This is a genomic window from Citrobacter sp. Ce119 (genome assembly GCF_030334525.1).
GTDB classification, from domain to species: domain Bacteria; phylum Pseudomonadota; class Gammaproteobacteria; order Enterobacterales; family Enterobacteriaceae; genus Citrobacter; species Citrobacter europaeus.
Genome location: NZ_JAOWDR010000043.1, coordinates 17145 through 39960 on the forward strand (window position 1 = coordinate 17145; position 22816 = coordinate 39960).

Consider the following 22816-nt stretch of genomic DNA (forward strand, 5'->3'; position numbering starts at 1 on the left):
ATCAATGAATCGTCAGAACAACACGCCCAATCACGGTTATGTCGTCGATACCACAATCAAAAGCCATACCAACGCCGCTAACTCTAACTTTTTTAATCGGAATACGCGTAAGGGTGCGGATACTCATTTTACCCTCAATCTCTACAAGCCACTGATCGTCATAAATCTCTGTGAATGAGGTATCAACGATGAACTGATTATTACCTTCCACTACACATACGGGAGAGGTTGGCAAAGGGACTCCGGGTAAAAAAGAGACTTTATCCAGCATGTACATCCCTGCGTCATACATCAAGCCGTCAACGATTTTACGCCGCGGCATTTTGAGGATATCCACTTCTTCATCCTCAAATTTTCTACCTTGACCTGTTGCCAGCCATTCAAGTGTTACGCCTGTTTCAGCCATGCATTTGAGCATTATGTCAGCAGGAAGCCCACCGCGTTTATAACGCGCAGACATTGAGCTGGAAGCAATTCCAAGATGTTCGGCAAGCTGTAATTTTTGCGTAAAGCCGTAAGCCTCAAGTACCCGATCAAGTACTGGGGCGCTATCAGATTCTGGATCTAGTCTAAATCTCGCCATAAATTAAAGGTGTGTAGATATTATCTACAATGTATTGACATGTAGATTTTATCTAATTAACCTTGCTCCTGTATTTAGATATTGGCTAATAAAAATGGATATTGGCGTATCCACAACCTGAGGAGTTTGCATTATGCGTCCCAACATTACAATCGTGATCCCCGATCCATACATCCCGCTTGATGAGTATTGCCGTCGTACAGGCATGTCAAAAAGTACTGCTGAGAACCTGATTTCATACGGAAAACTCCCTATCAAGCCTAAAGGAGCACAGAAAAAAGGGTTGGTTGAAGTGAATATGGCCGCCTTAACCGTTATGGCGTTAAGCGAATGCAATGTTTCGCTTAACACGTAATTTATCCTACGGATTAGAGCGGGGCTAACAATGTTTGATTACCAGACCTCTAAACATGCTCACTTTGATGCGGCTTGCCGAGCATTTGCAATTGAGCACAATCTGGAAGATGTAGCCGCTGCCGTTGGTATGAGGCCGCAGATCCTGCGCAACAAGTTGAATCCAGCACAGCCGCACCGTTTAACCTGTGACGAGCTATTAGCTATTACGGATTACACCGAAGATGCTCGTTTACTGGATGGGATGCTAGGGCAGATTAATTGCCTTCCATCCGTACCGGTGAACAATGCCATAGAAGGCAACATGCAGTTGTGTGCACTGAGTGCCACCGCCTGTGTGGGCGCAATTGCTGGGGAAGCCGTATCAACTGGTCATATGACCGCCGCCCGCCGTACACAAATTCTGGATCGCGCTCGCGATGCAATCCGTAGCTTATCCGTGCTGGCTTATACCGTTGAAAGCCGTATCCAGTCTGCGCCTGTTCTGGCCGCAGCGGTGGATCTGGTGACGGCTAACGCCACCGGCTTGATGTGAGGGAGCACCATGAAGGCGTTTGTTACTTACCTCAAAAAAGAATCACCAGCCATGCAACGGCCAAGCGGTTCAACGGGCTGGATAGAACTGCCGAACGGTCAGCGCTGGAATCCTGGCCACACGTATAAATTCAATGCGCATGAGTCTGTTCGAATGAAAGGCGGGGTGATTTTCGTTTCTTGCCTACAAAAGTCCGTCGCTTGGTTGGGTGTATAGGGGGGCGCTATGGCGATTAGCCAGGAACAACAAAAGCGCGGGCTGGAACATTTAAAACAGATCCGCCGCAAATACTTCAGCGAAAGCAGTGAGGCCGCTGAATGGTGGGACAACCTGACACCGGAGTGGCGCGGTGTGGTGCTTCATGCCGCTGCGGTTACTTCTGGCGCTGGGGCATTTAAAGCCCACTTAAGCAAGTGCTGCTGGCGTGAGCTTTATGAACGCCTGGGCTATCGGGACATGATTCTGCTGCGCCAAGGAATTTCACGGGCGCGGTTAACGTTTGAAGGTTTTGGCAGTTTACGTGACAGCGATTTTTCGAAGCGCACCGCGAATCGTCCGATCAAAAAAGTACATCCAATTTATAGCAGTAGCGGGGTGCAGATGGTTATCGCGCCTCATATAGTCCATAAGTTGCAGCAGCAGGGGAATCACTAATGACCATTATTTCCGTCGAGGGTAAATCGTTGGGGGCAGAGTTGGCCGTGTGGGGAGTCCCGCATAACTACGCTTTAGCGTTTGCAGAGAAAAGCACCAGTAAAAATGGTCGCATTGCGTTGCATCCGTTTTTCTTCAATGACACCGAACACATGACAAACCCGCGTCACTGGCTGGCGATCAATGCCGCTTTCTGGTGCTGCGTGTACCGCGAGGCCGAAAGCAAAGAAGCACAGATTGAAGCGCTGGCCGGAATCCGAGCAATTTTCTATACGGCCGGAGCGCTGGGTGTTGGCGAAATTAAAGCACTGATCCAGGAGTGGTGGCGGACAACGTACGAGCTGCACCTTATTCCAGCACCGAACTATTCAGCCGTCACTGTACAACCCGCTTTTCACTAATTAACAACCTGAAATTTTTGGCCACGTCTCAAGTGGCCGGGGATTCTTTTGCCTTAAGGAAACCAAAATGCACATGACACATCAGGATTTACCCGCAACAAAATCAGGCACTGACCTGCTGGCCATGCTCACCAAAGCCACACAGGAAGGTAAAGCCGCAGCTGCTGATCTGTGTTCCACCCGTCTGGATAAGCTGGCCACCTATGCAGCCAATGAAGGTTTAAGCGCAACGGAAATCGTTGAGTTAATCCGCGATGAAGCCGCTGCGATTTGCAGAGATAGCGGTGCTGCATGGAACTGAGTTGGGATAAGAAGAAATGACAAGTGAAAGCAAAAAACAGAGCAATACAGGCGTTGGTGATTACTTCTTTGAGTTTCCCGCTTCACGTGGTTTGCAGGGAGGCGCAACTGTGCTGTTGATGACTGTTCCGGCCCGCACTTTGGCACGTGTTCTTGCGTCAAATAATTCAGGTAGCACTCTTGAACGTTCGCAGCGTGAAATAAACCCTGCACGCGCAAAGAAGTTTTATAAGTACCTGTTAAATGCTTACGAGAAAAAAGAGCCGTTCATCATTCCTCCGCTGGTAGGTAACTGCAATTCAGAGATTGAGTTTGAAGAGTTCGGTAATACCAATGTTGGTGTTGTTCGATTCCCTATGGATGCTGAAATTGATTTGTTCGACGGACAGCACCGAGCTGCTGGTGCTACTGAGTTCAGCCGAACCATTGGTGAGTTGATCCATATTCCGCTGATGCTTACGCATAAGTTGCCGCTAAAGACTCGTCAGCAGTTCTTCTCTGACATCAATAACAACGTATCGAAACCATCTGCTGCTATCAACATGGCCTACGATGGGCGCAACCACAGTGCACAGAGCATGGTGAATTTTCTCTCGCAGCATGAGGTATTTGCGGACATTACAGATTTTGAACACAACGTGGTACCGGCGAAAAGTAGTCGCTGGGTCAGCTTTAAGGCGCTATGCGATGCAACTGCTAAATTCGCAACTGTAGCGGGTAAGACGTTGGATATGGGGGATATTGAATCTATCTGGCGGGCATGGATTTTGTTTACAGCTATCGACGACATTCGTCATGGCACCAATCAAGGTGAATACAAGCGCGATTATATCCAATTCCATTCCGTAATGATTAATGCGTTTGGTTACGCCATCCAACGCCTTCTCTCTGAACATTCAGTTCGCAGCGTAATAAAGATGATCGAAGGGTTAGCGCTAAATACAGGAATTGCAGAACGAGAAGATTACTTCCTGATGTCGAACTGGGGAGAAACCTGCGTGAATACCAGCAAAGCAAAACCAACAGTTATTACGAATGTCGCCGCACAGAAAGCAGCAGCTGAACGCCTTGCGTTGGTGATTGCTACCAGGAATCTCCACGCTATCGCAGGTGGTAATGATGACCGTTAAAACTCCACTTAAGTGGGTGGACTGCAAAGCTCGCATAATGCCGCAGCTGATAATTAAGTCACCTGTTAACCCAGCGATCGATGTTAGGGCGGTGATGGCATGATGACGGAAATTATCACCGGCTTTTATGCCTTGTTTGCCTGTATCACTTTTGCCTTTCTCTTATGGGACGAATGCCAGGACGAATTTGACCACGACGCTGAGGACTTAGGGTTAATAACTCTGAGTGCGTTTTTCTGGCTACCGCTGGTAGCGGCCGTGCTTGTGGCCTTCCTGATTGATTTCTGGCGCAAGTTGGTTAACCGTGGTTGATATGCTGGAGCCTGGCCAACACCACGCCGTCAATGCCTGGCGGCGTGAAACCTTTGCGCCTGGTATCCCGTCCGATGCGACGATCACAGAACGCCGCTTGTGGGCTGTTAACCCACAGGATTATGAATGGCGCTCCCAGTTCCTGCATGAGATACCCGACTGGTTAGCCGGGTATTTCGGCAACCGTTACGAAAAACTGCTGTCTGGTCGTGACGGGCGTCGCCGTGCCAATACATTCCTGCGTAAAACTATCGGTGAGAATGTATTGCCACGTCTGCGCAAAGTGGCTGCACGTTACAAGCTGGCCTCTGATGCACTTGATCTTCCTTTTGGTAAGTCGCTGGAGCGACTGCCGTCACTTGACCGCCCGGACCTCAAAAAACTGGCTGGCCAGATATCTGGCTGGATCTCCCAGTCACTTTATGACTTCACCGATCAGTTTGTGGGCAGCACTGACGATACCGCAGAGCTGCGCCGCCGTACGCTGAAGTCTTACCGCCATTTATGCGCGTGCTCCCTGATGCTGAACAATCAGCCTCCGTACTGGGCAGAGCATGAAGCTAATGGCGGGCAACTGGAAACGCGTAAGGCTGAATCCGGGATTCTTCGCATGATGGCGCCTGAATGGTGGTATCTGCGTCTTAAGCGGGCGCGTGATATGCAGCGTGAGCATATGGCCATTGCCGTGGGACAGGTACAGAAAGCCGCCAGTGCTTATGTGTCCCGTAAAACCCTGGGTGAATGGATAGATCAGAAAAAGCGGAACCTTGAGTTCTTTAAAAAGTTTGACCTGCTGAATGATGAAGGGCTGCGTATTGCACTGGACAGCATGGTGCACCGCAGTGTTGCTAATCCGGCGATCCGTCGCTGTGAGCTAATGGTAAGAATGAGGGGGTTTGAAGATATGGCCAATGAAGAAGGGCTGGCCGGTGAGTTTTACACCATCACCGCGCCATCGCGATTCCATGCGGTGCACAGCAAAGGGGGCTTTGTTTCACAGTGGGATGGCTGCACTCCACAGGACACCCAGCGCTATTTATGTGGTGTATGGGCGAAAGCCCGCGCTGCTATTTCCCGTGCAGGTATCCATGTTTTTGGTTTTCGTGTGGTAGAGCCTCACCACGATGGGACACCGCACTGGCATATGCTGCTTTTTATGCGTCCTGGTGACGTGGATACCGTGCGCGATATTCTTTGTTATCACGCCAGAATTACCGACTCCGAAGAACTGCAAACGCCAAACGCGCTAAAGGCACGTTTCCATGTTGAAGCCATCGATCCCGCTAAAGGTTCGGCTACGGGTTACATCGCCAAATATATATCCAAAAACATTGATGGTTTTGCGCTGGATGGTGAACAGGACGAAGAAACAGGGGAGAACCTACGGGACATGGCCAAGTCCGTTTCTGCATGGGCTTCACGCTGGCGTATTCGCCAGTTTCAGCAGATTGGTGGTGCGCCGGTGACTGTCTGGCGCGAGTTGCGCCGGTTACGTGATCAGGTACTGACTGACCGCAGAATGGATGCGGTTCTGGCTGCTGCGGATGTTGGTGACTGGGCGGCATACACCCAGGCGCAGGGTGGCGCACTGGTTTCCCGCCGTGATCTGGTTGTTCGTCTGGCTTATGAAATCACGGAACAGGGTAATGAATACGCAGAGGACGTGCAGCGCGTTCAGGGTGTCTATTCTCCACTGGTTCCAGATTCGGCGGTATGTACGCGCCTGGTGAAATGGCAGAAGGTTGCGAAGTTGGCCGAAGCGCCAGCGGAGGCGGGTTTTTCTGGCGGCAGCGCCGCCCCTTGGAGTTCTGTCAATAACTGTACGGAGGGTGGAACCCGTAGACGGTTAAAGCTGGAATTGCGCAGCCGGGGTTTTGAAGGTTCTGATGACGAAATAGTCATACTCATGCGGGGCAGTGGTTTGATATTTGGCCAGGCAGCATTGATTTACCGCAATGGTCGGTTGCAGGAAACACGAAACGAGCCAATGCACGAGCTGTGGCCGGGGTGGTTGTAGCGGTACAAATCTGTGTAACACATTCATTTGTCAGTAAATGGTAGGAAAATACATTTCACAATTTGTGCTTTACGGTATACTGTATGCATATACAGTAATATATTGTTTGTGGGGGCTAAATGGATCTTTTGGAAGCGTCGGCACAGCTGGAGCGTATTGAGTTATTGGCCAAAATTGCCCATGTGTACGAAAGTGACCAGCGCGAGAAAACAATCGCTTTGGCCTGGATTGGTGAGATTGCAGGAGAAATGCGACACGATCTTAGAAAAGATTTAAAAAAAACAAGGTCAGGGGCCTTTCCAGTATCTGATGGGGAATGTTAACTCATTGACAATACTATAATCTCAGTTGTAAGGTGCCGAATGTTATAGTGTTTAAGATGATTAATAGTAAGTTGACTATAAATTCATCTATATCTCTTAAACCCTCACTTTATTTTGATAAAAGTGAGGGGGATATTATTTTTTACATTTTTAAACTTCTACTTCATTTTTAGAGTATATTTCCCCATTTTCTTTACGTATGCAATCACCAATGATAACTTTAAAATCTAATGATTTAATCGCATCAATAACATGATTGAGATAAATGCTATCAATTGTAGCAGGGCATAAACTTTTTAACTCATGGCCAAGTGGCGTTAGAATTAAAACCCTTAGTTTAAGTTCTTTCTCTGGATCGTCATGTTTAATCTGCATTACTTTATCATTATACATATGATAATAAAAAAAGGTTTCTTCACTAAGAGACTTGAAAGTTGAGGCTAATCCCATTGACTCAACCCCAGCAATGATTCCGAGTGACTGCATCTCAGATAAAAAATTATAGTTCAGTTCATTATCTAAGTATTCATTGTCGAATTTAGAACTACCTTTTTCCCCCTTGATAATCCTATCAAGAAAGAGGAAAGAGAATAGTTTTTGTATTTTATTTGCTTCTTTTTGTGTCAGGTTTTTGATGAAATCAACAGTTCTTAATGAATACGACCCCGGGCTTTTTAGTTCACCTGCAAGTATTCTTCCCCATAAATCCTGTAGCTTCTCAGAACTACTTGTCGCAGCACTATCTCTCCACCTTAGCAACCAATCATTTTCGATATTTTCAGCAGTAGGCTCAGACTGATCAACAGAAAGTATTTCTTCAGCAACAAATAATGACTTGGCAATGTTTATTTCTTTTTGAACTTCATTTGCAATGAGTTGAGTACTTACTGCGTTTTTTAAATTATCGAAATCTATGTAAGGCTCCATTGAACCTGAATTATCATACTCTTGTTTATTTTCTAATGAAATCAATTTGGGATTGTTTAGATCATTTAACGAAACGATGGCTTTTCCGCTTTTTATGTTCTCGACATCCATCTCTGTTTGAGCCAGAACTAACATTTTTTTTCTTTCCATTTCTAAACTGGCAACTCCCTCTCTACGCATTTGCCAGGGCTTACATAAAGCACCAATACCTTTTTCTGCTGTGGTTTCCCACAGTTTAGTTACAAGCTTTGAACCAAACATTCTAGGAGATCTCCTGCACCAATTTTAGGTAATAATATAATGCAAAAAATTTAACGCACTGATCTTATAATGAAAAGATATCAGAGATCACTGTCATGGGTCTAGAAAGAGCATTCTGTGCATAAGTGATGACTCAAACAGGAGATATCCTCACGCCGCGGGTGTGGCTTTCAGTAAATCCAGTGCCATCTGTTTTTGAGACGGTGATAAGTTGTTAAGTAGGACTTGAACCATCGCATCACCTGTTTTCGCGCTGGGGCTGAGAGTGTGGGAGAACGTCAGATTCATAACAAACGTATGGCCACACTCCACATCTGAACAGGCGCAGTAAATATCCGCAATCTGCCGGTGCTTCCGGTTTGTTTTACGAATAACAGCCTTTGAGCCGCATTCCGGGCATTCGATTTTCAGAACTCGCATCTTCCATGCTCCAGCTGTTAAATGATGCCTGGATTTTAGCCTTTTTCGCCTCATGCCGCATCCTTATCCGTTGATTCTGTGTAACTTAAATCAAAGTTAAGGTGTAGTCGTTCCGGTATTTCGGGATCGTTGTTAACAGCGGTCATAAACCGGCGCTGAATGGGTGCTATCTCACTTTTCTTGTAAATCCTTTCCGCCTTTTCAACATCCCCCAGGCCAGAGGTGTTCTGCGGGACAATTCCTGCCAGCCCAGCGGGAAAGCGGTGTGCGTTGAGAATGTCCTGTGCGCTGATGTTTTTGATGTTGGCAAATTCATCTTTTGCAGAGATATCCCCCATTTCAATGAACTTGATCGCATCCCCGTCCCCGCCTGGAATGTTCACCAGAATAGTGGAGAAGTTGCCGATACCTTTGCTGTCACGCAGCTGCTGTTCAATTTCTTCTTCCATTTCATCCGTCATGCTGGGATCGCGTGTATAGAGAATGCCGCCAGTATGAGCGCCGTTGTGGTAGTAGCGGCGGCGAAAAATTACGGCTTCACTGTTAAGCAATGCCGAGTGTACGCCGCCGATATAGTCGGGCAGCCCGTAAATATGCTGCTGTGGGTCGTACATCTTGATAAAAATGATATCTTCCTGCGGCCATACCTGCGGTTCACCGTCCTGCAATACCACGTAATCCCCGGGCTGGTCTGTGGCGTTGTCCCTGACTTTACGGCGGCGAATATACAGGCCGGGTAAAGGTTCCAGGGCAATCACATCCCCCCATCCGTTGCGGATTTTGCCAATCGCAATATCCCCGAAGGTTGTATAGTCAAACGCTGCGGCTTCCAGCTGGTCGTAAGTCAGGCCACCGCCCAGATAATCAGACACAATCATATTTTTCCGGGCGTGGATGATGCCGCCATGCTGGCCGTTCAGATTGATAAGCTGTGCCAGTGCCAGCCGGTCAATCGGCTGGGTAAAGTGATCGGCAGCATTGTCGTACCAGATGTCGCGGTAATCCGTGCCGGTGGTCAGCACGGGTTCCGGTTTGCCGAACGTAATGATGCTCATTTTTTTGGACTTATCGCCGCGCGGGTTGCGCTTAACGAAGCGGTTTTTTTTACTCATGCAGCCTCTTTCCTTACACCCCAGCGGGATTTCGGTTTGTTTTCGTAGTTGAGTGGTTCGTTATGCAGGGCGTGGGTAATCGCCCAGAACGCCTCCGCGTGGCCAGTGTCCTGGCTGCGGTCAGCGACAAATGTCATGGCGTTACCGCTTTGCGTGGTGGTGCGGCGTACAGCCATAAAGCTGGCCGGGATCTCTTTCAGGTTCTTGTCCCATTCAATACGCTGGCTTTCCACCACGTCCGCCGCTTTCAGTACCAGCTGATTTTTCGTGTTCATGTCGTAACGAATGGCGACGGCAACGCGCATGGCAAAGTGCTGGATGTTGTCAAAAACACCCTGGCCAATACCGGTAACGTCCACTCCCAGATAGGTGAAGTTATATTTTTTAAATAGGAGTTCGATCTGCCTGGCCTGATAGCGGAAGTTCATGCCCTTCCAGTTAATGACCTTCAGAACGCGGAATTTCTCTGCGGCATACATCGGCGGGGCAATAATCACAAAACACGACAAATCGCCGCTGCGTGCCGGGTCAAAGCCTCCCCATACTGGCCTGTCACCAAATGGCCGCGCAGCGTCCGGGTTGTGATCCTGCCAGGTGTCCACCTCCACGCCGCAGGCTTCCAGGTCTGAAAAGCTGAATACGGAATCCTTGCTGTCCACGAACACGCACATATAGAGCATGTTGAAGGTGGCGGTGTTGTAGCGGTTTCGCAGCTTCTCGATGTTGGCCAGGTTGAAGCCGCCCGCAATGGCATCCTCCATCGTGATGATATAGCGCCACTGACCATCCGGGCAAAGCCGTCCGCCGTTGCGCATTTCATCAAAGGACGGGAACTGGGCAGCCGCGCGTTTTTTGCTGCCCTGTTTCCATTCTTCCCCCGTCCAGAACGGGTAAGCCTGGTGCGTTTTGGCCGATGGCGTTGAAAAGTAGGTGGTTCGCCATTTGTCATGGGTGGCCATTGCGCTGGCCACTTCGTTAAGCCTGGCGAAGTTAGGCACCCAGAAATATTCGTCACAGTACAGGTGGCCACTGTAAGACTGTGCCGTGTTTTTGTTGGTTGAGAGAAAACGCAGTTCAGCGCCGTTGCTGAGGCGGATCGGGTTGCCGGTCAGCGTGATGCCAAAATACTGCTCTGCAATGTTGACGATGTAAGACCGGAAGTATTCCGCCTGGACTTTGGAGGCAGACAGGAATATTTGCGGATCGCCTGTCATGACCGCGTTTTCAAAGGCTTCAAATGCAAAGTACCAGGTGGCACCGATCTGGCGGCTTTTAAGGATGTTCCTGACCTGCTGGCCAATATTCCTGCGCAGGTGTTTCTGGTATTCAAAAAGATGTTCTTCCGCCCAGGAGTCAAAATCCGCCTGGGTCAGAGAAGAAATATCGTTTTTCCTGTTTTTGCGTTTGGGGCGCGGTTCATCGCTGTTGCTGTCGCGCGCAGCTGCCTGCCCGTTACTCTGGCCGCTGGCCATCTTTTCTTTATGCTTATTGTTTTGAGCACGCAGCTTTGTGGCGTGGGCAATCAGCATGTCCATTTCTTTCAGGTCGAGATCAGTTTTATTATCGCGGCTGGCCAGCAGCTGGTAGCGGCGTTCAATTGCCTCCTCTGTACTTTCAAAGCTGAGTAAATCCGCCCAGCTGTATTTCTCAGCCCAGTAGTAAACGATCCGCGCATTCGGCAGATTTAATTCTGATGCAATTTCTTTTGGCGTATAGCGGCGCAAATAAAGTGCGCGGACAACGCCTTTTAGTTCTTCTGAGTATTTAGCCATGCGGGTAATTATGCCGTGGCTGTTATGAAAAAACGGTGGTGTTAATTCGCGTCTGTTCGGTAATACGTGATAACCGAACTGTTCAGAATAAAGCGTGATGCGGTGGTGGTTTTATTTGGCAATAATTTATTTGCAGCGTCGGTGAATAAATCAGGGGGGATATGTCGCATTTAAAAACTGACTGGCTGTGTGTTGCTACCGAAGGGGATACCGTTGACGGCAGAGAGATTAAACGCCAGTGGATTATCGATATGGGGGAAACCTATGACTATAACCACTATGTCGCTTTGATCTGGCCTGAACACGAGAATGATTGCGGTAATTTTGGGGAGGTGCTGGAGGCCACCTGGCATGATGGCGATGACGGACTGGCACGGCTTTATGTCAGCCTTTGCCCGAATATGCGTTTAATTTTCGCCAACCATGAAGATCAGCTCCTGTTCTTCTCGATTGAACCGGATGAGAACTGGCGAGGGAGTGGGCGTACATACCTCAAGGGGCTGGCGGTAACAGATACTCCCGCCAGTGTTGGCACCACACGGCTGCGCTTTAGTAGTCGGCGCAAAAAATTATCTAAGCAGGGATATTACAGTTGTGTGATTTCCCGTGATGGAAAAATTAAACAGGACATACGAATGAAGAACTGGCAAAAATTGTTTGGTATTAAACCGAAGTTTGAAGATGAAACACCGCCTGATGATACCGCGCAGGGTGATGATAAGTTACAGGCACTGGCCAACGCGGTAAACGAACTGGAAGGCCGTGTGGCCAAAATTGAAAATCAGCTCAATGATGTTCAGGGTGATGTGGATACCATTGCGGAAGTGGTCGATACCGAAGAATTTGCGGCTATTCGTGATAATGCAAAAGATATCGTTCAACGTTTTAACGATCTGGGTAATAAATCCACCCGCACACCAGGGCGCAAGATTTCAGAAAAAGCGGGTAAATTTAATTTCCTGTAATACGTTCTGACGTTAATTAGTACAAAACATTTTTATTATCGCTTAATCGCGAGGGAGTTTTATGCACCTTAATAATCGTGCACGGGATTTACTGGATAAATATTCGAGTGGCATGGCGCAGCAGTTTGGCGCACGTGATACCAGTCGTTATTTCTCCCTGAATGACCCGCAGGAAAATGCGCTGCGTCTGGCGCTGCTGGAGTCCGTGGAGTTCCTGAACATGATCACCTGTCTGGATGTTGACCAGCTGAGTGGCCAGGTGATTTCTGTCGGTTCTTCCGTGCTGCATACCGGCCGCAGTGAAAATGGCCGCTTTGTTCGTCAGGTTGGTGTGGACGGCAATGACTATTCACTGGTTGAAACGGACAGCTGTGCCGCACTGCGCTGGGATCTGCTTTCGGTCTGGGCCAATGCCGGTAAGGACGAAAACGAGTTTTACAACCTGGTCCAGGCGTTTACCACACAGGCGTTTGCGCTGGATATGCTGCGTATTGGTTTTAACGGTAAGAGCCGTGCAAAAACAACGAATCCAACGGATTACCCGAACGGTGAAGATGTAAACATCGGCTGGCATGAGCGTATGAAAACGCTGCTGGGTGGTAATCAGATTATGACCGATCCGGTCGTGCTGGATGAAGCCGGTGATTACAAGTCACTGGATGCAATGGCTTCTGACCTGATTAACGCCAAGATTCCTGCCCAGTTCCGCAATGACCCGCGCCTGGTGGTTCTGGTCGGTGCTGATCTGGTTGCTGCTGAACAATACCGACTGTACCAGGCCGCAGACCGCCCGACTGAGAAAATTGCGGCGCAGATGCTGGGCAGCACCATTGCTGGCCGTCCTGCTGTTATCCCGCCGTTTATGCCGGGTAAACGTATGGTCGTTACGCCGCTTTCTAATCTGCATATCTACACCCAGCGCAACACCCGTATGCGTAAAGCGGAGTTTGTTGAAGACCGTAAACAGTTCGAAAACAAATACCTGCGCAATGAAGGGTATGCGGTTGAGGTGCCGGAACTGTATGCGGCGATTGATGAATCTGCCGTAACCATCGGCAAGGTTTCCGAACCAGCAGAGGGCTGATAAATGGCACTTTCTCCCGCGCAGCGTCACAGCCAGCGTATTGCGATGGAACAAAAGCTGAAACGCAGCCAGGCACTGGAAACCACAGAAAGCATGCACCTGCTGATTAAGGCGCTGGAAGCGGATGTGGAACATTGCCGTAACCTGCCGACAATCGCGGAGCGCATTGAGTTTAAACGGGATGTGTTGCTGCCGCGCTGGACACCGACTGTGGAAGCGTATCTGGAAAGCGGGCAGGTGTATGCCAACCCGGTATTTGCCTGGTGTGTTATCTGGCTGTTTGACGTGGGCGATCTGGATAAGGCGCTGGACTGGGCTGACATTGTAATCAGCCAGCAGCAGGCAACCCCGGATCGGTTGCGCAGCAATTTTCCCACGTTCGTGGCCGATACGATGCTGGCCTGGGCGCAGGAAACATCAGGGCGCGGGGAAAGTGTTGAGCCGTATTTTTCCCGCACATTTGAGCGTGTCGCCAGTACCTGGCGGCTGCATGAACAGGTTACGGCCAAGTGGTTCAAGTTTGCCGGGCTGGAGCTGCTGCGCGGCGAAGATGGCCAGACAACGGCCGCGAGTGTGGACGACATTGAAACGCTGGAGAAAGCCGATCAACTGCTGGCCACCGCAGAAAAATACTATTTAAAAATCGGCGTCAGAACGGCACGGCAGACGATTGCCGCCCGTATCCGAAAACTGACGCAGGGGTAAAGACTACCGCAAGCCAGGCGGACGCGGTGGAGGGCAGAACACTCCGTGTGTCACTGTGCCGTGGAAACCGGTCAGTCCGCCTTTTTCGGGGGAATTATGTTTAGCGGAAAACCGCTGGATTATCAGGATGAGCCGCTGACGAATAACGGGTTCTGGCCGGATCTGAATCTGAAGGACTTTCAGGCGCAGCGGTCACTGCCAGCCGATATCGACGCGGACACTATCAGTCAGGCGCTGCTGGCCGCAGTCGCGGAGGTGAATGCCGAGCTGGAAAACGTGGAGGCCAGCTGGAAAGCAAAAGGCCACACGCTGGCGGCAGATGTTCCGGGCGTAAAAATGGGTGGGCTTAACAGCCTGTGCGCCCAGTACATGAAAGCGGTATTTGCCAGGGCAAAAGCAGATTTGCTGGGGGAGTTCGCCACTGTCGGGCGGCGTGAAACCCATCCGGGGCAGGAGAGTATGGAAACCCGCGCCGGGCTACTGGCTGAGGCTTCAGTGGTTATCCGCCGCATGAAGGGACTTAAACGGGCAACGGTGAAAAAAGTATGAGCCAGACACAGCTTGAGAGCCTGACCGCATTTTTTCAACAAAACGTACCGCCGCGCGCCATGCAGTCATTTGACAGTGTGCTGGATGAAATGAAGTTCATCCCAGCCGCGAAGGACTACGGGCTGGGACAGTACCGCCAGGCGGTGATTCGCTATGACGCGGTAATCAGCTGGCAGCGTTTCCCGTACCGCCTGTGTCCGCCGCAGTTGCTTATGTCGCTGCTGGCCGCGTGGCTGGATGAGGCTGACAGGGAATTACTGGATGAAGTCGGCCTGACTGAAGCTGAACCGGACTGGGATGTGTCAGTGGAGGATGAGGAAACCGCCACCATTGTACTGACCGTACCAATGGCGGAAGAACTGGTGATCAGGGAGGACGAAAACGGGGCGATCCCGTGGCAGGGGAAACGCTGGTCGCTGGTTAACCCTGAGGTCTGGATAGCGATCACCGCCAATATTTATGGCGTGGATGAAACCGGTGCGCCGGTAGGCGGTAACGAATGATTGCCGGTGGTGAGCTGAATGAAAAGCAGCTTGCAGAGTTGCGTAAATCACTGGCCAGCATGGAGCTGCCGCCCAAAAAGCGCCAGCGCCTTATCTGGAGGCTGGCCAAATACGGCGTGATTGCCGCCGTAAAACGGCACGTTCGCAATCAGGAAGCACCGGATGGTCAGAAGTGGCCGGGGCGTAAAACGAAGCGCAAAGGGAAGATGCTGCGGAACCTGCCAAAACTGCTGCATATCCGTGAAATGCCAGAAATTCAGGCGGTACGGATCTATTTGCAGGGTGGTGGCTACCGGAACGGGGAAACGCCGGTACCGGCCGGGACAGTCGGATATGCGCAACAAAACGGGATGCGCGTCAGTGTCAGCCGCCGCAGCCAGCCACGGAAGGTGGAGGCCGGAAAAATGGCCACGCCAGTCCAGGCCAAAAAACTGCGGGCGCTGGGGTACCGGGTACGCACCGGTAAACGCTGGAAAAAGCCCACGCTGGGCGAGTTAACCCAAACAATGCCATACAGCCGGGCGGGGTTACTGATTCGAAAACTCAGCGGTAAGGCGGTGAAAACCAGCTGGACAGTGGATCTTCCTGCCCGTGTCTTTCTGGGCATGAGTGACGATGAATTTGATAACGCGCTGGCGCGCCAGCTTCAGGCCATCGGCTTTGGCTGGGATGTTAAGGCGCAGGATATTAAGGGGAAAGCATGACCTGGCCAAACGTGACCGTGAACCAGGTAAACCAGCTGCTGGGTGAAACCAATGAAGTGGAGCGCACGCTGCTGTTTATCGGTACGGGTACCAAAAATGTGGGGAAAACGCTGGCGGTGAATGCCCAGAGTGACTTTGATGCACTGCTGGGAGAGGGGGAAAGCCCGCTGAAAAACGATGTACTGGCGGCACTGGCAAACGCCGGTCAGAACTGGTGGGGATTTATTCATGTGCTGCCCGCAGATGCTGAGGACGATGCCTGGGTGAAAGCGGTTCTGGCTGCACAGGTGGTGTGTTCGGTGGAAGGGGTGGTGCTGTCCAGTGATGTGACGGCCAAAGCCCTGGTGAATCAGGCGGTGACGTTACGATCCACGCTGATTTCCAAATATGGGCGCTGGGTGTGGTTCATTCTGGCCGTGCAGGGAATGCAGGAAGAAGAAGCCCTGGCGGATTACCTGACCCGTGTGTCTGCCATCCAGGACGGTATTGCAGAGAAAGCGGTGCAACTGGTTCCGCGTTTGTGGGGAAATGAGCCGGGTGTGCTGGCTGGCCGTCTGTGCAGTCGTACCGTGACTATCGCAGACAGTCCCGCCCGTGTGAAAACCGGGGCGCTGCTGAATCTGGGCAGTGATGAAATGCCGGTTGATGGTACCGGGGCGGTCCTGGAGCTGGCCACGCTTCGGGCACTGGAAGCGCAGCGCTTTAGTGTGCCGATGTGGTACCCGGATTATGACGGTTTTTACTGGGCTGACGGGCGAACGCTGGATGTGGAAGGCGGCGATTACCAGTCGATTGAAACCCTGCGAGTTGCCGATAAAGCGGCGCGTCGTGTGCGTCTGCTGGCTATCAGCAAAATTGCGGATCGTTCACTGAACAGCACACCGGGCAGCATTGCTGCACACCAGACGCTGTTTGCACGTCCACTGCGTGAAATGTCCACGGCGGCCAGTATCAATGGCGTGTCATTTCCGGGAGAAGTGAAGCCGCCGCAGGAGGGTGATGTGACCATTGTCTGGAAGAACAAAAAGACGGTGGATATTTATCTGGTGGTACGCACCTGGGAAGTTCCGCTGCAAATCACCATCAGTCTGTTACTGGATGCCAGTCTGGAGGGTGCTGCATGAGTAAACGTATTTCGGGTATGTCGTTTGATACCTATCTTGACGGCGATCTGATCCACATCGAGAAAATCACACTCGATATCACGGATAACAGCGCCGCCGCGCAGACCCGTGGTGTGCCGGATGGCCATGTTGATGGCGATGTGGCCGCAGAGGGAGAAATTGAAGTCAGTTCCAAAGTGCTGGGCGTACTGACGGCTAAAGCCCGTGCCGCAGGTTCGTGGCGTGGTATTCCGCCGCTGGATTTTCTTTTCTATGCCAAAGCGGGCAGCGAAGAAATGAAAGTGGAATCGTTCGGTAACAAACTCCAGCTGAGTAATCTGCTGGATATCGATCCAAAGGGCGGCGGTGTGGCGACGCACAAAATCAAATATTTTGTGACCAGTCCCAAGTTCGTGAACATCAACGGTGTGCCGTATCTGGAAGCGGAAGCCACGGAAAACCTGATCGGATAAGGAAGCCGGAATGCAGGAACATGAAAAGAGCCTTTATTCACTGCTGATTATGGGGGCGCTCATTGCTGTTGCGAAGGTGCTGGCCAGTGATGATCCCATTACACCGCGCCTGTTTATCAGCCGTGTGATCCTGGGCAGTTTTGTTTCAGTCATCGCTGGCGCGGTGCTGATTCAAATCCCGGAGGCCAGCCCGCTGGCAATTCAGGGACTGGGGGCAGCGCTGGGTATTGCAGGTTATCAGGCTGTTGAAATGTGGCTGCGCAGACGTGCAGCGGGAAAGAAGAACGGGAGCGTGACAAATGACCCTGAGTGAAAAGCAGCAGCTGTTTACCGTCATGGTGGCCAACCTGATCCACTGGGCGGAAGAGCGCGGCTACCGGCTGACGTTTGGCGAAGCGTACCGCACCCCGGAACAGGCGGCGCTGAACGCGAAGAAGGGCAGCGGTATTTCGAACAGTCTGCATACCCAGCGTCTGGCCGTGGATTTTAATCTGTTTGTGAATGGCGAGTATAAAACCCGTACAGAGGACTATCTGCCGCTGGGTGAATACTGGGAATCGCTGGGCGGAAGCTGGGGCGGGCGCTTCAAATCCAGACCGGATGGTAATCATTTCAGCCTGGAACATAACGGGGTGCGCTGATGAGTCATGCGCAGTGGCTGGTTGTGGTGGCGCTGGCGTTTGTCTGGGGCTGGCTGACTGCCGACTGGCGGCGCGACAGCCTGGAGCTGGCAATCAACACGGCGGCGCAGGTGGCAGGTAATGAATCGCGCAAGGTGATGCAGGGCATTGCCAGTGATTCTGCCAGAACGCTGGAAGATAAACTGGAGGCGCTAAGAAATGCGCAACCGCGAGAGATCCGCACGGAAGTGCTTAAGCCGGTTTTTACTAACAGGTGCCTGTCTGATGATTTTGTCAGCATGTACAACATCGCCGTCGCCGGTACCGAACGTGCGTTATCAGGAAAACCTGAAAACACGATGCGCCACGCAACTGCCGCGCCTGAACGGGGCAACAGGTAAAGATGCAGCGGAACTGCTGACTGTTTACCTTGAAATATATGGCCAGTGTGCGGCGCGTCATAATCAGTTAGTCGATGAAATTAATTTAAGAGAGCGTGTTATTTATGGAAAAAATTAAACTGAGTGTTTGTGGTGCGGATATTGTTTTTGAACCTAATCAGACTGCTTACAATAAACTGATTAATGAAATGGCAATGGATAATAAAGTTGCCCCTGCAAACAATTATCTGATGCGTATTGTTACCCCAGAAACGAAAGAAGCACTGATTGATGTATTAAAACGTCCGGGTGCAGCGTTGCAACTGGTCAGTAAAGTCAATGATATTTACGCGCCGGAACTGGAGATTGAAGTAAAAAACTGACAAAGCGAGTCCATGAAATCGAAAGAAATGGACTCGAACAATATTTAATTCTTCGCCGTCATTATTTACCGCATGGTCAGGATTCTGTTGATGATATCGCCGCCGCTATCTGGCTGGATAATCGTCACTGGGAATATACGGGAATAGCCGTGGCCAATGGTGTGGCAAAAGCATTTAAAGGCACTGAATGAAACAATTAGATTTTACATTAAGCCTGATTGATAAATTATCCCGCCCGTTAAAACAGGTGCAGGGTAACGTCACCGGCTTTGCGGAAAAATCAAAAGCGGCCTTTATGCAGATTGGCGGCGGTGCAGTGGCGCTGGCAGGTATCGGGATGGCGATCAAGGGCGCGTTATCACCGGCAATTGAAATGTATGACGCGCTGAATGATGCCGCCGCAAAAGGGATTGATGATTCCGCGCTTAAAACCGTTCAGCGAGATGCCCTGCGCTTCAGTACAACCTATGGTGCCAGCGCGGTGGAGTTCGTTAAATCCACGGAAAATATTAACGCTTCCATTGCCGGACTGACGGGTAATGAACTGCCGAAAGTGACGAAAATCGCCAATACCCTGGCTTTTGCGCTCAAGTCCACAGCGGCGGACACGGCGGAATTTATGGGGCAGATGTTCGGTAACTTTTCCGCCGATGCTACCAGACTGGGCAAGGTTCAATTCGCCGAGCAACTGGCGGACAAGATGGTTTATATGCGCAAAACCTTTGGCACAGAAATGGCCACTATCAAGGATTTGATGGAAGGTGCGCGCGGCGTCGGGACTAACTACGGCGTGGGACTGGATGAACAGCTGGCCGTGCTGGGGCAACTTCAGCGGACGCTGGGAACGGAAGCCAGCAGCGCCTATGAAGGGTTTATGACCGGCGCGATTGATGGCGCTAAAAAGCTGGGGCTGTCCTTTACTGACTCCACCGGCAAAATGCTGTCCATGCCTGAAATGCTGATCAAGTTGCAGGGCAAATATGGCAAAAGCCTTGAAGGGAACCTGAAAGCCCAGGCGGAGCTGGATGCAGCCTTTGGTGACAGTTCGGCGGTGGTAAAACACCTGTACGGTAATGTGGCGCTGCTTCAGCGCAATATCACCGAACTGGGCGGCGCGGATGGCCTGAAGCGTACCCAGGAGATGGCGCAGAAAATGGTGAAGCCGTGGGATCGCTTTGTGCAAATCCTGAAAGCCATTCAGACCGTGATCGGGCTGACGCTGATCCCGGTGCTGTATCCGGTTCTGAACCGCCTGGCTGATATGGGACAGACCTTTGCCCGCTGGATGCAATTGTTTCCCAACATTGCGCGTGTTGTCGGGTATGCGGCAATGGCCTTACTCAGCTTTGCAGCTGTGGGGGCAGTCGCCAATATCGTGATGGGTGTATCCAGATTCATCATGATGGGTTTGCGCGGGATCTGGGTGGCGTTAACGGCGATTACGAAAATCTACACGGCCACTGTCTGGCTGGCGCAAATGGCGGTAATCGCCTGGAATACCACGCTGAAGTTTTTGCGCGGTGCGTTACTGGCGGTACGCATGGCCGCAATAATGGCTGGAATTGGTATCAACCTGATGAGCTGGCCGATTCTGCTTGTGATTGGTGCTGTTGCCTTACTTGCTGCCGGTTGCTGGCTGCTGATTAAGCACTGGGACACGGTAAAGAACGCGGTCATGGATACCGCTGCATTTCAGACATGCGCCAGGGTAGTGGCATGGCTTGCCGGGGTGTTTGCTTCAGCCTGGCAGTTTATCAGCGAAGGATGGAACAGTTTTATTTCCATGCTGACCGGGTTTTCTCCTTCACAGGCATTAAGCGGTCTGGCCACGGGTATTGTTTCGTTGTTTGATAATGTCTGGCTGTCCGTTAAAAACGGTTTTCTGAAGTCGTGGAACTGGATTGTTGAGAAACTGAATAAAATCCCCGGTGTGGATATATCAATGGCCAGTATCACTTCACCACCATTAACTGGAAATACGTTGTCAACGGGTGGAGAGATAAAAGGAATTGATAAGGGCGGGATAAATAAAACAATCAGTAGCAATTCTAAATCAGTCACTGATAACAGCAAAAAAATAGGGGAGGTTCATTTCCATACCAAAGAAGCGATGTCCCCTGGTCAGTTAATGGAATGGCAGGAGCTAAATGCGTGAATGAACCACTTTATATAGATTTGCTGATCCTGAAGGGTGATTTTGTTCTGAATACCGGATATGAACCTGAACTGTGTAATAACCGTAAAAGTATCGGGCAGGACATTATTCACGCCATTATTGAGAGCGGACTGGCAACCGAACTGATTGCTGAACGCAGCCCAACAATGCGGGCGGATATTTTTACCCGTATGGAATTATTGATTGAAGATGATGAACGGATTATTCCGGGAACTGTAGAAATCAGTGAGGAAAGCCAGAAACGTTTATGGATAACTGCCAGCACCTATGACTTTGGCGGAATTTCTGCGCAGGTGGATTTATGACGGAAAAACCGCAGGTTGATTTTGAGGAAGTGGTGAAGGCCAGCGGGATGCCGGTGACGGAATCTGAAGTGCGGGATCGCTTTAATGCGATTGCGGCTGAGGAAGGCATGATCACCAACACATCCCGCATGTCACCGTTCTGGCGGTTAGTCACGGCCATTGTGACTGCGCCGGTGATGTGGCTGAAAGAGGTTCTGGTGTCCACAGTGCTGGCCAATATGTTTGTGGCCACGGCCAGCGGGAGCATGTTGCGTCTGCTGGCCTGGGCGGTGAACGTGACGGCGAAACCCGCCAGCGCTGCGCAGGGTGTGATCCGTTTCTTTAAGGAAGATGCCAAAGCTGTTGTGACGGTGAAGGCCGGGACGGTTATCCAGACTGAACGCATTAACGGCAGGGTTTACGAACTGGCAACCACAGGCGATGTGGTGATCCCTTCCGGCACGGTCAGCGCCTTGCTGCCGGTGAAAGCCACCGGAACCGGGGGAGCCTATAACCTTGCGCCAGGGTATTACCGCATTTTGCCTGTGGCCGTGGATGGTATCAGCCATGTGGCCAGTGAGGAAAACTGGCTGACAGTGCCGGGTGCTGATGAAGAAAGTGATGATGAACTGCGTGAACGCTGCCGTAACCAGTTTAACCTGGTGGGTAATTACCACACGGATGCGGTTTACCGTTCAATGATTGCCGGTGTTGCCGGGCTGAGTATTGACCGGATTTTCTTTGAGCATGAAGCGCCGAGGGGGCCAGGTACCGCAAACGCGTATTTGTTGCTGGACAGCGGGGTGGCTTCTGCGCCGTTTGTGAATGCGGTGAATGATTACATCAACACGCAGGGGCATCACGGCCACGGCGATGATATGCAGTGTTACGCCATGCCGGAAACCCTTCACGATCTGGCCGTGATGGTGTACGTCAGAAATCTGACCAACCTGACAGACGACGAACAGAACAGCCTGAAGAACGGGATTGAAAACCTGATCCGCTGTGCTTTTCGTGAGAATGCGGATTTTGACGTCAGAAAGACGTGGCCATATTCGCGCTTCTCATTTTCTCAGCTGGGACGCGAGATCCACAAAACCTTTTCACTGGCGGATTCGCTGGCTTTTTCACTGGGTGACATTACCAGTGAGCTGAATGTGCCGCGCCTGAAATCACTGGTAGTGAGTCTTGAAAATGAATGAGTTCATGAAAAAGCTGGCCGGAATGGTGCTTCCTTCCTGGATGAACCAGGGGGAGCCGAAAAAACTGCGGAATACAGCGCGGCGATTCTGGGCGGAGGTTTACGGCTGGATAATCTGGCCGATGAATCAGTTTGATCCGCTGACCTGCACACCGGCATTGCTGAACCTGCTGGCCTATGACCGCGATATTACCCGTTTTGACGGGGAGCCATTAAACCTGTTTCGCAAGCGCGTGGCGTACGCCTTTATTAATGCGCGTGATGCCGGTTCGGTAGCGGGGTTTATCAATATTTTTGAACGGCTTGGTATTGGGTATGTGGAGCTGCTGGAGCGCCAGCCAGACATTGACTGGGATGTGATTCTGGTTCGCGTCACTGACAGTCAGATCGCGGACAACACGCAGTTGCTTATCCAGATAATCCGCCAGTACGGGCGAACCTGTCGCCGCTATCAGTTTGAAGTGATCACATCTGAAAAGCTGGCCATCCGGGCTGGGTGGGATCAGGGGGAATACGTGGTTTATCCGGCAACGTTAAGCAGTATGGAAACCCATAGCGCGACATTCAGCGCGGGTTTGTAAGGAG

33 protein-coding genes are annotated in these 22816 nt (G+C 50.9%); 28 read left to right on the forward strand and 5 right to left on the reverse strand.

What is annotated here, in order from left to right; genetic code table 11:
• Position 1: 1 nt before the first annotated feature.
• Positions 2–583, reverse strand: coding sequence for a phage repressor protein CI (locus OGV80_RS05765; RefSeq protein WP_286514033.1), 582 nt, complete (start codon positions 581–583; stop codon positions 2–4).
• Between the two features lie 133 nt (positions 584–716).
• Between OGV80_RS05765 and OGV80_RS05770 the strand changes: the two genes are divergently transcribed.
• The 10 genes from OGV80_RS05770 to OGV80_RS05815 all read left to right on the forward strand — a co-directional run bounded on the left by OGV80_RS05770 (position 717) and on the right by OGV80_RS05815 (position 6609).
• Positions 717–938, forward strand: a complete 222-nt coding sequence (locus tag OGV80_RS05770) for a helix-turn-helix transcriptional regulator (protein ID WP_003838003.1) — start codon at positions 717–719, stop codon at positions 936–938.
• A gap of 30 nt (positions 939–968) precedes the next feature.
• The gene (locus OGV80_RS05775; protein WP_286514038.1) at positions 969–1472 is read left to right on the forward strand and encodes a phage regulatory CII family protein; all 504 of its coding nucleotides are present in this window, start codon (positions 969–971) and stop codon (positions 1470–1472) included.
• A gap of 9 nt (positions 1473–1481) precedes the next feature.
• Positions 1482–1688 carry a phage filamentation protein Fil family protein gene (locus OGV80_RS05780; RefSeq protein WP_286514041.1) on the forward strand — a complete coding sequence of 69 codons (207 nt, stop codon included), beginning with the start codon at positions 1482–1484 and terminating at the stop codon, positions 1686–1688.
• Positions 1689–1697: 9 nt separating this feature from the next.
• Entirely contained in the window at positions 1698–2126 is a 429-nt protein-coding gene (locus tag OGV80_RS05785) for a hypothetical protein (RefSeq protein WP_065554294.1), read from the forward strand.
• Positions 2126–2527 (forward strand): hypothetical protein, encoded by a 402-nt coding sequence (locus OGV80_RS05790; protein ID WP_174361186.1) that lies wholly within the window; start codon positions 2126–2128, stop codon positions 2525–2527. Before OGV80_RS05785 ends, OGV80_RS05790 begins: the two co-directional genes overlap by 1 nt.
• Positions 2528–2594: 67 nt before the next feature.
• Positions 2595–2828 (forward strand): DUF2732 family protein, encoded by a 234-nt coding sequence (locus OGV80_RS05795; protein WP_286514046.1) that lies wholly within the window; start codon positions 2595–2597, stop codon positions 2826–2828.
• Positions 2829–2844: 16 nt separating this feature from the next.
• Positions 2845–3957: a DGQHR domain-containing protein gene (locus tag OGV80_RS05800; protein ID WP_286514049.1), complete on the forward strand. Its 1113-nt coding sequence runs from the start codon at positions 2845–2847 to the stop codon at positions 3955–3957.
• Between the two features lie 99 nt (positions 3958–4056).
• Positions 4057–4269 carry a hypothetical protein gene (locus OGV80_RS05805; RefSeq protein WP_286514051.1) on the forward strand — a complete coding sequence of 71 codons (213 nt, stop codon included), beginning with the start codon at positions 4057–4059 and terminating at the stop codon, positions 4267–4269.
• Position 4270: 1 nt separating this feature from the next.
• Complete coding sequence (locus tag OGV80_RS05810) at positions 4271–6286, forward strand: replication endonuclease (protein ID WP_286514202.1); 2016 nt, start codon at positions 4271–4273, stop codon at positions 6284–6286.
• A gap of 119 nt (positions 6287–6405) precedes the next feature.
• Positions 6406–6609 carry a hypothetical protein gene (locus OGV80_RS05815; RefSeq protein WP_052913012.1) on the forward strand — a complete coding sequence of 68 codons (204 nt, stop codon included), beginning with the start codon at positions 6406–6408 and terminating at the stop codon, positions 6607–6609.
• Positions 6610–6759: 150 nt separating this feature from the next.
• Here the strand turns inward: OGV80_RS05815 and OGV80_RS05820 are convergent, their stop codons facing one another.
• The 4 genes from OGV80_RS05820 to OGV80_RS05835 form a co-directional block, all read right to left on the reverse strand.
• Complete coding sequence (locus OGV80_RS05820) at positions 6760–7797, reverse strand: DUF2806 domain-containing protein (RefSeq protein ID WP_052912114.1); 1038 nt, start codon at positions 7795–7797, stop codon at positions 6760–6762.
• 150 nt (positions 7798–7947) lie between these two features.
• Positions 7948–8271, reverse strand: a complete 324-nt coding sequence (locus OGV80_RS05825) for an Ogr/Delta-like zinc finger protein (protein ID WP_286514057.1) — start codon at positions 8269–8271, stop codon at positions 7948–7950.
• Positions 8268–9329 carry a phage portal protein gene (locus OGV80_RS05830; protein WP_286514059.1) on the reverse strand — a complete coding sequence of 354 codons (1062 nt, stop codon included), beginning with the start codon at positions 9327–9329 and terminating at the stop codon, positions 8268–8270. Before OGV80_RS05830 ends, OGV80_RS05825 begins: the two co-directional genes overlap by 4 nt.
• Positions 9326–11101: a terminase large subunit domain-containing protein gene (locus tag OGV80_RS05835; RefSeq protein WP_286514062.1), complete on the reverse strand. Its 1776-nt coding sequence runs from the start codon at positions 11099–11101 to the stop codon at positions 9326–9328. The genes OGV80_RS05830 and OGV80_RS05835 overlap by 4 nt, the downstream gene beginning before the upstream one ends.
• A 161-nt stretch (positions 11102–11262) precedes the next feature.
• On the opposite strand from OGV80_RS05835, the gene OGV80_RS05840 reads away from it, so the two are divergent.
• The 18 genes from OGV80_RS05840 (at position 11263) to OGV80_RS05920 (ending at position 22812) form a co-directional block, all read left to right on the forward strand.
• A complete protein-coding gene (locus tag OGV80_RS05840) occupies positions 11263–12066 on the forward strand; it encodes a GPO family capsid scaffolding protein (RefSeq protein ID WP_052928181.1) in 804 nt (267 codons plus the stop codon).
• A 61-nt stretch (positions 12067–12127) separates the two neighbouring features.
• Positions 12128–13150, forward strand: coding sequence for a phage major capsid protein, P2 family (locus tag OGV80_RS05845; protein WP_286514067.1), 1023 nt, complete (start codon positions 12128–12130; stop codon positions 13148–13150).
• Between the two features lie 3 nt (positions 13151–13153).
• The gene (gpM, locus tag OGV80_RS05850; RefSeq protein WP_286514070.1) at positions 13154–13855 is read left to right on the forward strand and encodes a phage terminase small subunit; all 702 of its coding nucleotides are present in this window, start codon (positions 13154–13156) and stop codon (positions 13853–13855) included.
• Between the two features lie 96 nt (positions 13856–13951).
• Positions 13952–14404, forward strand: coding sequence for a head completion/stabilization protein (locus OGV80_RS05855; RefSeq protein ID WP_024143839.1), 453 nt, complete (start codon positions 13952–13954; stop codon positions 14402–14404).
• Entirely contained in the window at positions 14401–14907 is a 507-nt protein-coding gene (locus OGV80_RS05860; RefSeq protein WP_021293728.1) for a phage tail protein, read from the forward strand. Before OGV80_RS05855 ends, OGV80_RS05860 begins: the two co-directional genes overlap by 4 nt.
• Entirely contained in the window at positions 14904–15611 is a 708-nt protein-coding gene (locus OGV80_RS05865) for a hypothetical protein (RefSeq protein WP_286514073.1), read from the forward strand. Before OGV80_RS05860 ends, OGV80_RS05865 begins: the two co-directional genes overlap by 4 nt.
• Positions 15608–16735: a DUF2586 domain-containing protein gene (locus tag OGV80_RS05870; RefSeq protein WP_286514076.1), complete on the forward strand. Its 1128-nt coding sequence runs from the start codon at positions 15608–15610 to the stop codon at positions 16733–16735. The genes OGV80_RS05865 and OGV80_RS05870 overlap by 4 nt, the downstream gene beginning before the upstream one ends.
• On the forward strand, positions 16732–17187 hold the full coding sequence (locus tag OGV80_RS05875; RefSeq protein WP_000044253.1) for a phage protein: 456 nt from the start codon (positions 16732–16734) through the stop codon (positions 17185–17187). Before OGV80_RS05870 ends, OGV80_RS05875 begins: the two co-directional genes overlap by 4 nt.
• 10 nt (positions 17188–17197) lie before the next feature.
• Positions 17198–17500, forward strand: a complete 303-nt coding sequence (locus OGV80_RS05880; protein ID WP_001738730.1) for a phage holin family protein — start codon at positions 17198–17200, stop codon at positions 17498–17500.
• A complete protein-coding gene (locus tag OGV80_RS05885; RefSeq protein ID WP_182318563.1) occupies positions 17487–17828 on the forward strand; it encodes a M15 family metallopeptidase in 342 nt (113 codons plus the stop codon). Before OGV80_RS05880 ends, OGV80_RS05885 begins: the two co-directional genes overlap by 14 nt.
• Positions 17828–18208 (forward strand): hypothetical protein, encoded by a 381-nt coding sequence (locus tag OGV80_RS05890; RefSeq protein ID WP_286514081.1) that lies wholly within the window; start codon positions 17828–17830, stop codon positions 18206–18208. Before OGV80_RS05885 ends, OGV80_RS05890 begins: the two co-directional genes overlap by 1 nt.
• A complete protein-coding gene (locus OGV80_RS05895; protein WP_112902434.1) occupies positions 18138–18326 on the forward strand; it encodes a hypothetical protein in 189 nt (62 codons plus the stop codon). The genes OGV80_RS05890 and OGV80_RS05895 overlap by 71 nt, the downstream gene beginning before the upstream one ends.
• Complete coding sequence (locus OGV80_RS05900) at positions 18313–18570, forward strand: putative phage tail assembly chaperone (protein WP_167733421.1); 258 nt, start codon at positions 18313–18315, stop codon at positions 18568–18570. Before OGV80_RS05895 ends, OGV80_RS05900 begins: the two co-directional genes overlap by 14 nt.
• Positions 18571–18617: 47 nt before the next feature.
• Positions 18618–18761, forward strand: coding sequence for a DUF6890 family protein (locus OGV80_RS24485; RefSeq protein ID WP_370922079.1), 144 nt, complete (start codon positions 18618–18620; stop codon positions 18759–18761).
• Complete coding sequence (locus OGV80_RS05905; RefSeq protein ID WP_286514089.1) at positions 18758–20725, forward strand: phage tail tape measure protein; 1968 nt, start codon at positions 18758–18760, stop codon at positions 20723–20725. Before OGV80_RS24485 ends, OGV80_RS05905 begins: the two co-directional genes overlap by 4 nt.
• Entirely contained in the window at positions 20722–21051 is a 330-nt protein-coding gene (locus OGV80_RS05910) for a DUF2590 family protein (protein ID WP_024232403.1), read from the forward strand. Before OGV80_RS05905 ends, OGV80_RS05910 begins: the two co-directional genes overlap by 4 nt.
• Positions 21048–22232 (forward strand): baseplate J/gp47 family protein, encoded by a 1185-nt coding sequence (locus OGV80_RS05915; protein WP_286514091.1) that lies wholly within the window; start codon positions 21048–21050, stop codon positions 22230–22232. The genes OGV80_RS05910 and OGV80_RS05915 overlap by 4 nt, the downstream gene beginning before the upstream one ends.
• The gene (locus tag OGV80_RS05920) at positions 22225–22812 is read left to right on the forward strand and encodes a phage tail protein (protein ID WP_286514094.1); all 588 of its coding nucleotides are present in this window, start codon (positions 22225–22227) and stop codon (positions 22810–22812) included. Before OGV80_RS05915 ends, OGV80_RS05920 begins: the two co-directional genes overlap by 8 nt.
• Positions 22813–22816 lie beyond the last annotated feature (4 nt).